The sequence below is a fragment of the Bacillus sp. FSL L8-0358 genome, from assembly GCF_038593095.1.
Taxonomy (GTDB): Bacteria; Bacillota; Bacilli; order Bacillales; family Bacillaceae; genus Bacillus; species Bacillus subtilis.
Genome location: NZ_CP151962.1, coordinates 1,413,561 through 1,427,470, shown reverse-complemented (window position 1 = coordinate 1,427,470; position 13,910 = coordinate 1,413,561). Strand labels below are relative to the sequence as shown.

Annotated in this window: 15 protein-coding genes and 2 riboswitches; of the genes, 5 read left to right on the top strand and 10 right to left on the bottom strand. The window is 43.2% G+C overall.

What is annotated here, in order from left to right; genetic code table 11:
* Positions 1-103 precede the first annotated feature (103 nt).
* On the top strand, positions 104-1,624 hold the full coding sequence (kinD, locus tag NYE49_RS07485; RefSeq protein WP_072557174.1) for a sporulation kinase KinD: 1,521 nt from the start codon (positions 104-106) through the stop codon (positions 1,622-1,624).
* A 27-nt stretch (positions 1,625-1,651) separates the two neighbouring features.
* On the opposite strand, the gene NYE49_RS07480 is transcribed toward kinD, so the two are convergent.
* Both NYE49_RS07480 and spo0E read right to left on the bottom strand, forming a co-directional pair.
* Positions 1,652-2,083 carry a hypothetical protein gene (locus tag NYE49_RS07480; protein ID WP_047182534.1) on the bottom strand — a complete coding sequence of 144 codons (432 nt, stop codon included), beginning with the start codon at positions 2,081-2,083 and terminating at the stop codon, positions 1,652-1,654.
* A gap of 85 nt (positions 2,084-2,168) precedes the next feature.
* Positions 2,169-2,426, bottom strand: a complete 258-nt coding sequence (gene spo0E / locus NYE49_RS07475) for an aspartyl-phosphate phosphatase Spo0E (protein ID WP_003218598.1) — start codon at positions 2,424-2,426, stop codon at positions 2,169-2,171.
* Positions 2,427-2,628: 202 nt separating this feature from the next.
* On the opposite strand from spo0E, the gene NYE49_RS07470 reads away from it, so the two are divergent.
* Positions 2,629-2,949, top strand: coding sequence for a YkvA family protein (locus NYE49_RS07470; protein WP_015483163.1), 321 nt, complete (start codon positions 2,629-2,631; stop codon positions 2,947-2,949).
* A 40-nt stretch (positions 2,950-2,989) separates the two neighbouring features.
* On the opposite strand, the gene mtnD is transcribed toward NYE49_RS07470, so the two are convergent.
* From mtnD to mtnE, 5 genes are all read right to left on the bottom strand, one after another.
* Positions 2,990-3,526 (bottom strand): acireductone dioxygenase, encoded by a 537-nt coding sequence (gene mtnD / locus NYE49_RS07465; protein WP_015383508.1) that lies wholly within the window; start codon positions 3,524-3,526, stop codon positions 2,990-2,992.
* Between the two features lie 14 nt (positions 3,527-3,540).
* Positions 3,541-4,170 carry a methylthioribulose 1-phosphate dehydratase gene (locus NYE49_RS07460; protein ID WP_015483162.1) on the bottom strand — a complete coding sequence of 210 codons (630 nt, stop codon included), beginning with the start codon at positions 4,168-4,170 and terminating at the stop codon, positions 3,541-3,543.
* Positions 4,128-4,835, bottom strand: a complete 708-nt coding sequence (gene mtnX / locus NYE49_RS07455; protein ID WP_015383507.1) for a 2-hydroxy-3-keto-5-methylthiopentenyl-1-phosphate phosphatase — start codon at positions 4,833-4,835, stop codon at positions 4,128-4,130. The genes NYE49_RS07460 and mtnX overlap by 43 nt, the downstream gene beginning before the upstream one ends.
* Positions 4,832-6,049, bottom strand: a complete 1,218-nt coding sequence (gene mtnW, locus NYE49_RS07450) for a 2,3-diketo-5-methylthiopentyl-1-phosphate enolase (protein WP_342410984.1) — start codon at positions 6,047-6,049, stop codon at positions 4,832-4,834. The genes mtnX and mtnW overlap by 4 nt, the downstream gene beginning before the upstream one ends.
* 84 nt (positions 6,050-6,133) lie before the next feature.
* Positions 6,134-6,234, bottom strand: a riboswitch (SAM riboswitch).
* Between the two features lie 38 nt (positions 6,235-6,272).
* Complete coding sequence (gene mtnE / locus NYE49_RS07445; protein ID WP_015383505.1) at positions 6,273-7,469, bottom strand: methionine-glutamine aminotransferase; 1,197 nt, start codon at positions 7,467-7,469, stop codon at positions 6,273-6,275.
* 94 nt (positions 7,470-7,563) lie between these two features.
* Between mtnE and NYE49_RS07440 the strand changes: the two genes are divergently transcribed.
* The 3 genes from NYE49_RS07440 (at position 7,564) to mtnA (ending at position 10,938) form a co-directional block, all read left to right on the top strand.
* The gene (locus tag NYE49_RS07440; RefSeq protein ID WP_047182533.1) at positions 7,564-8,343 is read left to right on the top strand and encodes a carbon-nitrogen family hydrolase; all 780 of its coding nucleotides are present in this window, start codon (positions 7,564-7,566) and stop codon (positions 8,341-8,343) included.
* 83 nt (positions 8,344-8,426) lie between these two features.
* Positions 8,427-8,583: riboswitch (SAM riboswitch) on the top strand.
* Between the two features lie 92 nt (positions 8,584-8,675).
* Positions 8,676-9,869 (top strand): S-methyl-5-thioribose kinase, encoded by a 1,194-nt coding sequence (gene mtnK, locus NYE49_RS07435; RefSeq protein WP_003244973.1) that lies wholly within the window; start codon positions 8,676-8,678, stop codon positions 9,867-9,869.
* Positions 9,870-9,876: 7 nt separating this feature from the next.
* Positions 9,877-10,938, top strand: coding sequence for an S-methyl-5-thioribose-1-phosphate isomerase (gene mtnA / locus NYE49_RS07430; protein WP_021479417.1), 1,062 nt, complete (start codon positions 9,877-9,879; stop codon positions 10,936-10,938).
* A gap of 33 nt (positions 10,939-10,971) precedes the next feature.
* Here the strand turns inward: mtnA and NYE49_RS07425 are convergent, their stop codons facing one another.
* From NYE49_RS07425 to kinE, 3 genes are all read right to left on the bottom strand, one after another.
* Positions 10,972-11,097 (bottom strand): hypothetical protein, encoded by a 126-nt coding sequence (locus NYE49_RS07425; protein WP_003232500.1) that lies wholly within the window; start codon positions 11,095-11,097, stop codon positions 10,972-10,974.
* Positions 11,098-11,187: 90 nt separating this feature from the next.
* Entirely contained in the window at positions 11,188-11,685 is a 498-nt protein-coding gene (gene ogt, locus NYE49_RS07420) for a methylated-DNA--protein-cysteine methyltransferase (RefSeq protein WP_015383502.1), read from the bottom strand.
* Positions 11,682-13,898: a sporulation two-component system sensor histidine kinase KinE gene (kinE, locus tag NYE49_RS07415; RefSeq protein ID WP_047182532.1), complete on the bottom strand. Its 2,217-nt coding sequence runs from the start codon at positions 13,896-13,898 to the stop codon at positions 11,682-11,684. The genes ogt and kinE overlap by 4 nt, the downstream gene beginning before the upstream one ends.
* Between the last annotated feature and the right edge of the window lie 12 nt (positions 13,899-13,910).

The window sequence follows — 13,910 nt, the reverse complement described above, 5'->3', positions numbered from 1 at the left end:
CTTTTTTAAAATGTAAGCTTGCCAACACCTTTTTCTAATTTTTTTGGTTATTTTTTCTTATTAAAGAAGAAGAAACAATGATATAATACCTCTAATCAGGTGTATGTTGGAGCGATGCAAATTGAAAATACTAAAAGGCGCCTGCGGGAGAGTCAAACTTTATATCATACTGGTCGTGATTCCGGCAATCGTCATCAGCTTTTTCGTATATGAAAAAGAAAAAGATACAATAGCTGCAGAACATAAACAAGAAGCAAGTGTCCTGCTAAACCTTCACCGCAACAAAATCAATTATTTAATCGGAGAAACAATGGCGAGAATGACCTCCTTGTCCATCGCCATCGACAGACCGGTTGATATAAAGAAAATGCAGTCAATTTTGGAAAAGACCTTTGATTCAGAGCCGAGATTTTCCGGTCTCTATTTTCTCAATGCCAAAGGAGACGTCACCGCAAGCACAACCGAATTAAAAACGAAAGTAAACCTGGCTGACAGATCTTTTTTTACAAAAGCAAAGGAAACTAAAAAGACAGTCATTTCAGATAGTTATTCGAGCAGAATTACTGGTCAGCCAATTTTCACAATTTGTGTGCCTGTTTTGGACTCAAAACGTAATGTGACAGATTATCTTGTCGCAGCAATTCAAATTGATTATTTAAAAAATCTCATTAACTTACTGAGCCCTGATGTTTATATTGAAGTTGTGAACCAAGACGGGAAAATGATTTTTGCGAGCGGACAAGCCTCTCATGCAGAGGATCAGAAACCTGTCAGCGGATATCTGGATGATATCAGCTGGAATATGAAAGTCTATCCGAACCCGGTCACAATAGAAGAACTGACGAAAAGCCTAGTGCTTCCGCTTTCATGTATTATTGTTCTGCTGAATATCCTATTTATTCTCGTGCTGTATTATTTGCTGAAGCGGCAGACCCAGCTGGAGCGCTCAGAAAATGAGGCGCAAAAATTAGAGCTGATCGGGACGCTTGCTGCCAGCACAGCCCATGAAATCCGTAATCCCCTCACCGGGATAAGCGGCTTTATTCAGCTGTTACAAAAGAAATATAAAGGTGAGGAAGATCAGCTTTACTTCTCCATTATCGAACAGGAGATAAAGCGCATCAATCAAATAGTGAGTGAGTTTCTTGTTCTCGGCAAGCCGACAGCTGAAAAATGGGAGCTGAACTCACTTCAGGACATTATCGGAGAAATTATGCCGATCATTTATTCTGAGGGCAATCTATACAATGTTGAAGTCGAATTACAGTATTTAACCGAGCAGCCCTTACTCGTAAAATGTACAAAAGATCATATTAAACAAGTGATTTTAAATGTAGCAAAAAATGGCCTCGAGTCAATGCCTGAAGGAGGCAAACTGACGATCTCCCTGGGAGCTTTAGATAAAAAAGCCATAATCAAAGTTGTGGATAACGGTGAAGGGATTTCTCAGGAAATGCTGGATCACATCTTCCTCCCCTTTGTTACTTCTAAAGAAAAAGGAACCGGTCTCGGCCTTGTCGTTTGTAAACGGATCGTGCTGATGTACGGAGGCTCTATTCATATTGAAAGTGAAGTGCGAAGAGGCACAGAGGTGACAATCACCCTCCCCGTATCCGCTTCATAGCCCCCCTGACCATGTCAGGAGGGTTTTTTATCTTCGTGACCGGGCATTGCCATTCGATTTGCTTTCTGGTCTGCCAAAAAAAAGGATTTTGATGAAACCCAACAGCATTTTCAAAAGCAAAAAAAACATAAAAAACACTAAAAAACCCTTTATACCTTCCGTGGCATCTAAAAACTCCATATTCCCTCTCCCCGTCACCTTTTGCTGAATCTCAATCGCAAATACGATGACAATGATGACTGTAACGGTATAGATAAAGGACAAGGCTGTCATACTCCATTTAGAAAGCCATGTAAACACAGCGTGAGTGACGCCGAAAAAGAATATGCCAAAAATGCCGATCACCCAAAAATGCATTTCTTTGTCAGTTAAATCAATGCCAAATATTCCGCATAAGGAAATAAAAGCATCATGAAATTGATTGACCATTTCGGTAATGAGAATCGCCAGTTCTTTCATTAGTTCCCTCTTTCATATGAATTTTTCCCAGAAAAAAAGAGCGCTTCCGAAAAGCTCTCTCTTTATATATGCATCTGATAGGCCGCTATTTATTTGCATCATATGCTGGCATAACATCTCTGCGGGGCCACAAGCCTAATTTCTTTACAAGGCCTTGAATCCCTTGGGAATGTTCGTTTTCTTGCATAAGCTGGTGATATTCATTTATTAAACAATCCAGCTCCTGACTGTGCCTGATCGTGTCATGCCCTGTAAATCCCTGCTTTCTAGCGGCATCTATCATTAACTTTCTTTTTTCATCAATAGACACCAACAATCTTTCTTGTTCAGAAGAACCGCCCATTCACTTCACCCCTCGCCGCTAAGAAATAGGAAACAAGTTTGATTGGGTTATTGTGCATTATTACAGATTATACTTTATTTGTAAACATATTTTCATTAAATAAGTTAATTTTTCAGGTATAATAGATATATTGATAGGATTAGAAGAACAATACCCAGGTGAAGAATATCTTAAACACGCCGCCAGGCAGGAGGTATGCCCAATGAAGAAAAAGAATGCAATTATGCTCGGAGCGGCAGGCGGAAAAGCAATTTTGAAAAGGAAAAACCGAAAAAAATGTATTCAGCACATCACTACTTTTTTTCAGATGCTTCGCGATTGGCGAAATGGCGACTACCCTCGTTCACAGGCTAAAACACTTTTGCTGTTAACTGCCGCAATTCTGTATATCGTCATGCCGCTCGATATCATTCCAGACGTAATCCTCGGTCTTGGGTTCATTGACGATGCAGCTGTTTTAGGTTTGATTTGGACACTGATTAAAAAAGAACTGTCACAGTATGAAAAGTGGCGTTTGCAATAAATATAAAAAGCCCCGTTCGATGAACGGGGCTTTCTCATGCTTATTGATTCACGCTGTCTTTTTCATAAATAGGAACCCAGCCTTCAGTTGTGACAAAAATTCTCACCGCGACAACTTTGCGGTCCTCCTGAAGCGTGAAGTAATGGCGGATATTCTCAGGCACAGAGATTAAATCTCCAGGGTTTAAACGGACATCAAAAAACGTGCCGTCCTTGCCTTGAATGACAAAAATACCGTGTCCGCTTACAATAAAACGAACCTCATCGTCTGTATGGTGATGCTCTCTTTTAAAGTTTTCAAGCAGTTCATCAAGTTTCGGATTGCTGTCTGACAATGAAATAACATCCTGTGCTTTATAGCCGCGGCGGGTTGAGATATCTTTAATTTCAGTTTCAAAGGTATCAAGAATTTGCTGTTTTTCTTCTTCTGTCAGGTCATACTTCTCTGAAAGATGTTCCGGAAGCTTCGTGATATCCCATTGCTCATAAATAACCTCTTGACTGTCCAGAAAGCTTGCTACTTCCTCTTGATTTTCAATCGTTGTATTTGCCTCATCATGAATTTGAATTGTAGCCATTTCAATTCCTCCTTTTATTTAACCAGCTGATGCTGGAGTGTTTTCAATTTCAAATGGTAGCTGAACAAAAATTCATACGCTTCAAGCACTCTTTTTGCCTCAAATGCTGTTCTCCCCCAAGCCGTAATACCATGATTTCGGATCAGAACAGCTCCTGAATCTTCTGAAATCTCTTCCGCAAACAGTGCCGCAAGCGTCGGGATATGTGCCGGATTTTCTATAATCGGAATGGTCACTTCTGCGTTCTCTTCCCACAAGCCGAGTGCTTTTATAATTTCCTGGCCTTTGAATGTGATTTTCTTTTGGTCTCCGTATAACTCTGAAATCACATTATTGTTTACCGTATGGACATGCAGGCAGCATCCGGCATTGGTTTTATTGTACAAATGTGTATGCAAAAGCGTTTCTGCTGACGGTTTCAGAGAATGCCCGCTTTCAGCAGGCTCTCCGTTTTGGTCGACCAGCAGAAAATCTTCAACCGTCTCTTTGCGTTTATCTTTTCCGCTTGCAGTGACGAGAAATGTTAAAGGCTCATCTGTAACCTTAATTGACAGGTTGCCGCTAGTCGCCGGAAACCAATCTCTCTCTGCCAATTCCCGTTTTACTTCAGCGAGCTCTCGCCAGCGTTCTTGTTTTGCAGCCATTCCTGTACCTCCTTTACATTCTCAATTTCCTTTCTGATCTCATAAAAATCTTGATACGGAAGATGATTGAGGTTTTGCTCCCGGCATTCGTTTAATAAATAATCCCTTGCAAAGCATAGGTCAGACAGCTTTGCTGCCTCCACATCTGTAACCGAATCACCGATCATGATGATATATTGATTCGGTTCAGAAAGTTCATGGATGACCGACGGCTTACAGCACCCGCATTGATTGCTGCATGTGCCCTTGCAGGAATGAGGCCAGTCAATATGGATATAGTCATTGTCAAATGAAGCATGGTTGCAATAAATGCGGTCTTTCTCCACAATGCCTTCAAGCAAAGGATATACAAAAAAGTCCATTCCACCGCTTATGACATAAAACGGAATCTCGTGCTCATTGATAAATGCTACAAATTCCCGAAAGCCTTCCCTGATTTTTGCATCTTCCAATACAAAACTTGTAATCTCTTCTTTTAAACGGCTGGGCAGAAGGCCGAACATCTGCCCGACACCTTCCTTGATCGACAGCGTTTTGGAAAGTACGCCGTCTTTTAATGCCACCCACTCTGGGGGAGCAAATGTTTTCATGATATTTATAATGTTGTCGTTCATCGTGATGGTTCCGTCAAAATCACAAATAATAAAAGGTTTTCGAGTCGTCATACGGCTTCAACCTTTCCCCATTTATCTAGCGCAAGCTTAAGATCCTTGCATTGTTCGGCTTTTTCATCAATCGGCTGGGCCTCTAGGACTGCATCAATAATGGCTCTGAAGGCTCGCCCCCCGCCTTGGGCACCGTTCGGATGTCCATGTACGCCTCCTCCGGCATTAATAATGTGGTCTATGCCGAAATCACGCATTAATAGCGGAACCATGCCGGGATGAATGCCTGCTGACGGAACCGCAAATGTTTGGTTAAAAGCATCCTCTCTCACACATTCTTCATGAATCGCCAGTGCGTCCGCTCTTGGAAGCGCAACCGAACCATATGAAGACGGAAAGAGGCTGAAGTCAGCACCGCAATATCGGTTTAATTTTCCGAGTAAAAGAGCGTGAGAAAAACCGTAAAACGGAGAAGACGTAAACGCCCCGCTGACTGCTGGATGCGCCATAATCGGAACTGGGATTTCAGGATCTTCCGCAAGGCCTTGCATAACGTCCAAGCCGTAAGCGAAGACATTAAACAAAAGCGCATCCGCTCCCAGCTCGGCGGCGCGTCTCGCTTTGTCTTTCAGATCAGCCGTACGTCCGGTCAAATTCACCGCATACAGCGTTTTATGTCCGGTCTGCTCATACGTTTCTTTCAATATTTGTTTTCCTTCTGCAATTCTTGTTTCAAAAGGTGCTAGACCTGTCTCAAAGAAAATTTCATCGTCTTTAATCAAGTCAACTCCGCCAAGCGCCTGCTGCCGGAGCTGTTCTTTAATATCACTCAGGTCCCTTCCGATTACGCCTTTAAATATGCTCATTAACAGCGGTCTCTCAAACTCTCCCAGCAGCTTCCGAATGCCGTATACGCCAAACTTCGGTCCCGGCAGTGCACGCTTAAATGCTTCAGAGAAGTGAAGATCGATTAATTTGATTTTTCCGTCCAGCGACAGCTTGCCAAACACTGTTGTCAGCAAAGCCGGAATATCCTGAGAGAAATTGATTTCAGGATAGGCAATTGTGATGACCGCTTGTTTTTCTGATGCAGCAGTTCCCTCTCTCTCCTCAACTTTTATCACCCGCCCCTTGTGCTTTTGCATTTGCTCCTGTTTTACAAGGGGCAGATCAGTCCAGGAGCCTACTGTCAATCCTGTTGCGATTTGTTCTGCTTTCTTCTCTGTATCGGCTCCCGGTTCGGTCAGGAGATATGTCGCTAATAACTCACTCATGCCAGAGCTCCTTTCATTTTCATCCATATCAAAAAACCTCTTCAAACTGCAATCGCGTCTAAAGAGGTTTCGTTTCTCGTCCGAATCTTATCTCTCAGCCGCTAGCTGCAAGAATTAGCACCGTGCTTTATAAGTCGGTTGCCGGGCTTCATCGGGCTCGTCCCTCTGCCTGCTCTTGATAAGAAAATATAGATTTTATAAATTATTTTGAATTATCCCATCGTTATAAGGTCTTGTCAATGCTTTTTTGGGTAAACAGGTTCAGTTTGCCAATTCGATAAGCGGCTTCCTTAAGTCTTTCTTCACTTGTTAAAAGTCCGACTCTGACGTAGCCCTCGCCATATTTACCGAAGCCGTTTCCAGCCGCAACCGCCACATTCGCTTTTTCCAGCAAAAGATCTGAGAACTGCTCAGAAGTATAGCCTTCAGGCACAGGCAGCCATGCAAAAAAAGAACCTGCAGGAGCTGTTACATCCCAGCCGATTTCCCGGCATGCCGTGATCCAAGCGTTTCTCCTGCTCTCATATCTGGCATTTTGCTCTGCCACACACGTCTGATCGGCTAACAGTGCCTCTGCTGCAGCCTCCTGAGTCGCTCTGAAAAGACTGACAAACATATGGTCTTGATAAAGATTGATCGCTTCAATGACCGAAGCGTTTCCGACGGCAAAGCCAACCCGCCATCCTGCCATGTTATACGTTTTTGACAGCGTGTAAATTTCAATTCCGATATCCTTCGCACCTTCAGTCTGCAAAAAGCTTAAAGGCTTGCAGCCGTCAAATCCTACAGCGCCGTAAGCAAAATCGTGAACGACGCAGATTCCGTTTTCAGTCGCAAAACGCACGGTATCTTCAAAGAACTCGGAAGTAGCAACAGCTCCGGTCGGATTATTCGGATAATTTAAATACATCAATTTCGCCTGTTCCCTTGCTTCAGCGGCTATGCTGCTGTAATCAGGGAGAAACGCCCTGTCCTTTACGAGCGGCATCATTTCCATCTTCGCTTTTGCAAGTGTGACACCCGACCAGTAATCAGGATAACCCGGATCGGGAACCAAAATCGTATCACCGGGATTCAACAAGCATTGCGGGAGCTCGACTAGACCGGCTTTTCCGCCGAATAATACAGCGACTTCGGTTTCCGGATCCAGATCAATGCCGTATTCTCTTTTGTAAAATGCAGCAGCCGCTGACTTCAGACGGTATGAGCCGCGAAAAGACGAATATTTATGATTCTCAGGATCAGCAACAGCTCGTTTCATCTCCTCGACAATATGTTCAGGAGTCGGCTGATCTGGATTTCCCTGTCCTAGATTGATTACGTCATGTCCTTCTGCGAGCTTTCGGTTCACTTTCTGCACCAGAGAAGCGAAGAATTGTTTAGGCAATTCCTTCAATACATGAGACTGTTCAAATTTCATCTATTCTCACCTTCTAAAAAAATCTTGAAATGATAGTCCATCATCATATATGGTTAAATGAAAAAAGTAAAGAAAAATTTGGGGTGTTAAAAAGATGAAATGGACGATATCTTGTCTTCAATTTGATATTTCATACGGAAAACCTTCGGAAAATATAAAAAAAGCTGAATTTTTCATCGAAAAAGAAAGCAAACATGCTGATGTTCTTGTTCTGCCTGAATTATGGACGACCGGATATGATCTGGCCAATCTTGATGAACTCGCTGACGAAGACGGCCGCTCCGCTCAGAGCTGGCTGAAGAAAACGGCAAAAAAACATGGTGTTCATATTGTCGCCGGATCGGTCGCTGTCAGGGAGAATTCTGATGTTTATAATACAATGTACATCGCGGATAAGGAAGGGCAAATCATTAAAGAGTACAGAAAAGCCCATCTTTTTCAGCTGATGGATGAGCATCTGTATTTATCAGCCGGTTCCGAAGACGGATACTTTGAGCTTGACGGCGTCAAAAGCTCAGGATTGATCTGTTACGATATCCGTTTTCCGGAATGGATCAGAAAACATACGACAAAAGGCGCCAACGTGCTGTTTATTTCTGCGGAATGGCCTCTTCCCCGCCTTGATCATTGGAAAAGCCTGCTTATTGCGCGGGCCATTGAAAACCAATGCTTTGTCGCAGCCTGCAATTGTACCGGTTCAAATCCGGATAATGAATTTGCAGGTCATAGTCTGATTATTGATCCATGGGGGCGTGTACTTGCTGAAGGCGGCCGGGAAGAAGGCATAGTCCGAGCGGAAATTGACCTTCAAGAAAGCGCAGAAGTTCGGGAGAGCATTCCTGTTTTCGATGATATCAGAAAAGATTTATATTAAAAAATATATTGACAACTAACTAAATTACCTGTTACCATGTTCATCAACTGATAAATTAGAATTGTCAAACAAGTGAATATATTCTCTTATCGAGAGTTGGGCGAGGGATTTGGCCTTTTGACCCCAACAGCAACCGACCGTAATTCCATTGTGAAATGGGGCGCATCTTTTTCGCGCCGAGACGCTAGTCTCTTAAGGCACGGTGCTAATTCCATTCAGATCTGATCTGAGAGATAAGAGAGGCGGACATAGATGTTAAGCCTCCTTCTCTCTGAGAAGGAGGCTTTTTTACGGCCACATATTAAGTGATTACATAATTGGAGGTTATGATGATGGGAGTCACAAAAACACCTTTATACGAAACGTTAAATGAAAGCTCCGCTGTGGCGTTGGCGGTGAAGCTTGGCCTTTTTCCAAGCAAAAGCACGCTGACATGCCAGGAGATCGGAGACGGCAACTTAAATTACGTTTTTCATATTTATGATCAAGAACATGACAGGGCATTGATCATTAAACAGGCGGTTCCGTATGCAAAAGTGGTGGGAGAAAGCTGGCCGCTGACAATCGACCGTGCAAGAATCGAAAGCAGCGCTCTCATCCGTCAGGGCGAGCATGTGCCTCACCTGGTTCCAAGAGTGTTTTATTCTGATACGGAAATGGCGGTTACCGTCATGGAGGATCTCTCTCACCTCAAGATCGCAAGAAAAGGACTCATTGAGGGTGAAAACTATCCTCATCTGTCACAGCACATCGGTGAATTTTTAGGAAAAACACTTTTCTACTCATCAGATTACGCGCTTGAACCTAAGGTGAAAAAACAGCTTGTTAAACAGTTTACAAATCCAGAGCTATGCGACATTACGGAAAGACTTGTTTTTACAGATCCTTTCTTCGACCATGACACAAATGATTTTGAAGAAGAGCTCCGTCCTTTTGTCGAAAAGCTTTGGAATAATGACAGCGTTAAAATCGAAGCCGCTAAGCTGAAAAAGTCATTTTTAACGTCTGCAGAAACGTTGATTCATGGTGATTTGCATACAGGAAGCATTTTCGCAAGTGAACACGAAACAAAGGTGATTGATCCTGAGTTTGCTTTTTACGGACCGATCGGCTTTGATGTAGGGCAATTTATCGCCAACTTATTTTTGAACGCACTCAGCCGTGACGGGGCTGACAGAGAGCCGTTATATGAACATGTCAACCAGGTCTGGGAAACGTTTGAAGAGACGTTTAGTGAAGCCTGGCAGAAGGACAGTCTGGATGTTTACGCCAACATCGACGGTTACCTCACTGATACGCTCAGCCATATTTTTGAAGAAGCAATCGGATTTGCGGGCTGTGAGCTGATACGACGCACGATCGGCCTTGCCCATGTAGCTGACCTGGATACGATCGTGCCGTTTGATAAACGAATCGGCAGAAAACGCCTGGCGCTCGAAACCGGCACAGCCTTTATCGAAAAACGTTCGGAATTCAAAACGATAACAGATGTTATTGAATTATTTAAGTTACTTGTAAAGGAATGATCCATTCATGACCCATTCATTTGCTGTTCCACGTTCTGTTGAATGGAAAGAAACAGCTATTACCATTTTAAATCAGCAAAAGCTTCCTGATGAGACGGAATATTTAGAGCTGACGACGAAAGAGGATGTATTTGATGCGATTGTCACGCTCAAAGTAAGGGGCGCTCCGGCGATCGGCATTACGGCTGCCTTCGGACTAGCGCTTGCTGCCAAAAACATTGAAACAGATAATGTCACGGAATTCCGCCGCAGACTGGAAGACATCAAACAATATTTAAACAGCTCACGGCCTACCGCCATTAATTTGTCATGGGCGCTTGAGAGACTGAGTCATTCGGTCGAAAACGCGATTTCCGTAAATGAAGCAAAAACAAACCTTGTCCATGAAGCCATTCAGATTCAGGTCGAGGATGAGGAAACGTGCCGGTTGATCGGCCAAAACGCCCTGCAGCTTTTCAAAAAAGGCGACAGGATCATGACAATCTGCAATGCCGGCTCAATCGCGACAAGCCGCTATGGAACGGCGCTAGCTCCGTTTTACTTGGCCAAACAAAAAGATTTGGGATTGCACATTTATGCCTGTGAAACAAGGCCTGTCCTGCAAGGTTCACGCCTTACTGCTTGGGAGCTGATGCAGGGGGGCATTGATGTCACTCTGATCACAGACAGCATGGCCGCCCATACGATGAAGGAAAAACAAATTTCCGCTGTTATCGTCGGAGCCGACCGAATTGCAAAGAATGGTGATACGGCAAATAAAATCGGCACATACGGTCTTGCTATTTTAGCAAACGCCTTTGATATTCCGTTTTTTGTCGCCGCACCTTTATCTACATTTGATACAAAGGTCAAATGCGGCGCTGATATCCCGATAGAGGAACGGGATCCCGAAGAAGTCAGGCAGATTTCCGGAGTTCGGACCGCTCCATCCAATGTGCCTGTCTTTAATCCCGCTTTCGACATTACACCTCATGATCTCATTTCAGGAATCATCACAGAAAAAGGGATTATGACCGGAAACTATGAAGAAGAGATTGAACAGCTGTTTAGAGGAGAAAAGGTGCATTAAAAAACCGCTGGACTTTGCTCATTTGGAGCCGAGTCAGCGGTTTTTTTGTTTCTTTTTGTTAACATTGATGATTTCATCTTTTTGAGCGCTTGATAAGATATGCAGTTTCACAAACAGTTCGGCAAAAACGGCAAGTTTCTCAGAGCGGCTCGGCTTCAATTGCTTTGTCCTCCTTTTTCATCAGACCAACTTTTTTAACTTAATAAAATGATATGTCGGCCGTGAAAAAAAGGGAACGTGCCATATGTTTTATTTTTCTTTATAGGAGATTCGCTCGATGTTTAGCAAAAATGCTTTGATCTCGGTTTTGCTTCCGGCGTATCCTGTTAACGCACTGTTTTTGCCGATCACTCTGTGGCACGGGATAAAAATCGGCAGGTCGTTACGTTTATTAGCCTGTCCGACAGCCCGCACCGCTTTCGGACTGCCGACCGCAGCGGCAATATCCGCATAGCTTCGGGATTCACCATATGGAATCCTCTCCAGCGCCTGCCACACTTTTTGCTGAAAAGGAGTGCCCTTTTGGCTGAGCGGCAGGGAGAATGTCTTTCTTTCGCCTGCGAAATATTCTTGAAGCTGTTGTTTCGCTTCTGCAAGATTAGGTGTTTCCTTGTGCTCAGTATTCTGAACCGTTTCTTTCCAATCCACCCAATCTTCCTGACTGAGAAATAGACGAGTGATCAGGCCCTCCTCTTCGGCAATGATAAGTTCACCGAGCGGCGTTTCGGCTGTCGTATAGTAGTTCATTCATCATTCCTTCTTTCTTCAGCATTCTGTCTGACAGGAAGCGTAATATGGAAAACGGTGCCCTTCCCTTCTTCACTTTCCACCATAATCTCGCCTTGATGTTCTTCAATAATTTTATAGCTTACCATAAGCCCAAGTCCAGTTCCCCGTTCCTTTGTCGTATAAAACGGTTCACCAAGTCGCTTTAATTTATCTTCTGTCATTCCGATTCCCTCGTCTTTTAAGGAGATAAGAACATGATCTGGATCCAATGCCTTTATCGTTACAAAAATATTTCCGCCGTCAGGCATCACTTCGATGGCGTTTTTTAATATATTGATAAAAACCTGTTTCAGCTGATTCGGTTCACAGTAAATCGGGGGAATGTCGTCAATTAAATCAAGTTGCATTTGTACATTGCTGAGATTGGCTTGCGCATTTAGAAGGTCTATCGTGTCCCTCATAATTTGGGTAACATGTTTTTCCTCATACATAATGGCCTGGGGCTTGGCTAAAATCAAGAATTCGGTGATGATGGATTCGATGCGCTTTAGTTCTGAGGTGATCACGTTGAAGTAAAGGGCGTAGTCTCCCTCGACACTCCCTTTCAGAAGCTGAATGAAGCCTTTAAGAGCAGTCATCGGATTTCTGATTTCATGAGCAATGCCGGCTGCGAGTTCGCCGACAACATGAAGGGTATCTGATTTGCGCAGGCGTTCCTCCAATTCTTTTCGCTCTGTTACGTCTTTAAAGATAGCCAAGTTCATATTTTGAATAATATTCCGTTTAAAAGAGAATTCGAGTTTTCTGTTATCACCGCTGCTCAGCAAAAATGGAATTTCGTTGTCCATTTCATCAAAATTAATCTGCCTTGCCGGTGATGCCAGATTTTCTATTTCATAAGCAGAAATAATATCTAACAGGCTGTGCTGTTTTATCTCTTCATGTGACAGTCCCAAAATATGGCTTGCTAACGGGTTGGCGTCGATGATCCTGTATTGATTGTCGAACAATACATTGCCGTCCATTGAGCCGTTGAACACTTTTCTGAATTTAAGCTCGCTTTCCCGAAGCTCCTTTTCCATCCGCTTTCTGTCGCTTACATTTCTTAAGATCGTCAAATGCTGATTTTCAAGGATTGTCCGTTTTGAAGTAAATTCAAGCTCTTTGAATTGCCCGTTCCCCATTTGAAACAGCAGCTCTTCTCTGATCTCTCCGTATTTTGCGTATTTCCTTTTCGTTATGCTGTATTTCTGCTGCGAGTCAACGAGAAAATCACACAGCTTTCTTTTCAACAGCAAATTCATCGGCAGCTCAAAAATTTTACAGGCTGATTGATTCGCTTTTACGATTCTTCCGTCATTCGACCAGATGATGATGGCGTCCATTGCATTTTCAAAGATTTCTCTGAAGCGCTCCTCACTTTTAAAGAGCTGCAGCTCCATAGACCGCTTCTCTGTGATATCCCTCATAATGGACATATAAAAACCGCTGATGATGTTTGATGTAATCGTGAATTCAAATAGTTTTTGAACTCCTGAACGAAGCTTGACAGGCAGCTCCCCCTTCGCTTTTCCCTTGCGGTTGAGCGCCTTCCAGATATTGTCGAAATCTTTTCGTGAGCCGTTGTCTATGAACTCATACAAAGATAAATGAGACAGCTCATTATGATTGATTTCAAAGCTTTTACAAAAGGACAAATTGGCATCAATAAAACCGCCATCTTTATCAAACAGGACGATTCCGTCAACTGCTCTGTCAAACAAGTCCTTAAAAAGCTGTTCATTCATAGAGAATTCCCGCTCGAGAATCTTCTTAGAAGATATGTCCCTCATGACAACAAAAAAGAAATCCTCACCAATGCCTCTTTTGGCCAGAAACTCTATGTATTTTGTTGCCCCGCAATCAAGCCTGATCGGAACCTCCTTCCACAGAAAGCCTTTTTTAAAAAACTTCTTTACGGAAAGATTCAGTTCATCCTTTGGGATTGAAAACAAAAAATCCAAAACAGAACGCTTTTTCAAATCTTCCGAGTCAACTTGAAGCATCCTTTCTGTTGCTTCATTTGCCTGAACAATCCGCATTTCGTTATCACAAATAAAAATAGCATCGAGCGTATTGTTGACAATCACTTGATGCTGATTCAATTCCTTTTTCAGTCGCGCGTTTTCTTCTTTGAGGCGATTCAGTTCCTCTCGCAGCTCCGAGTTTGTCTGGACACCAAGAGTTTCCATGCATGTACACTC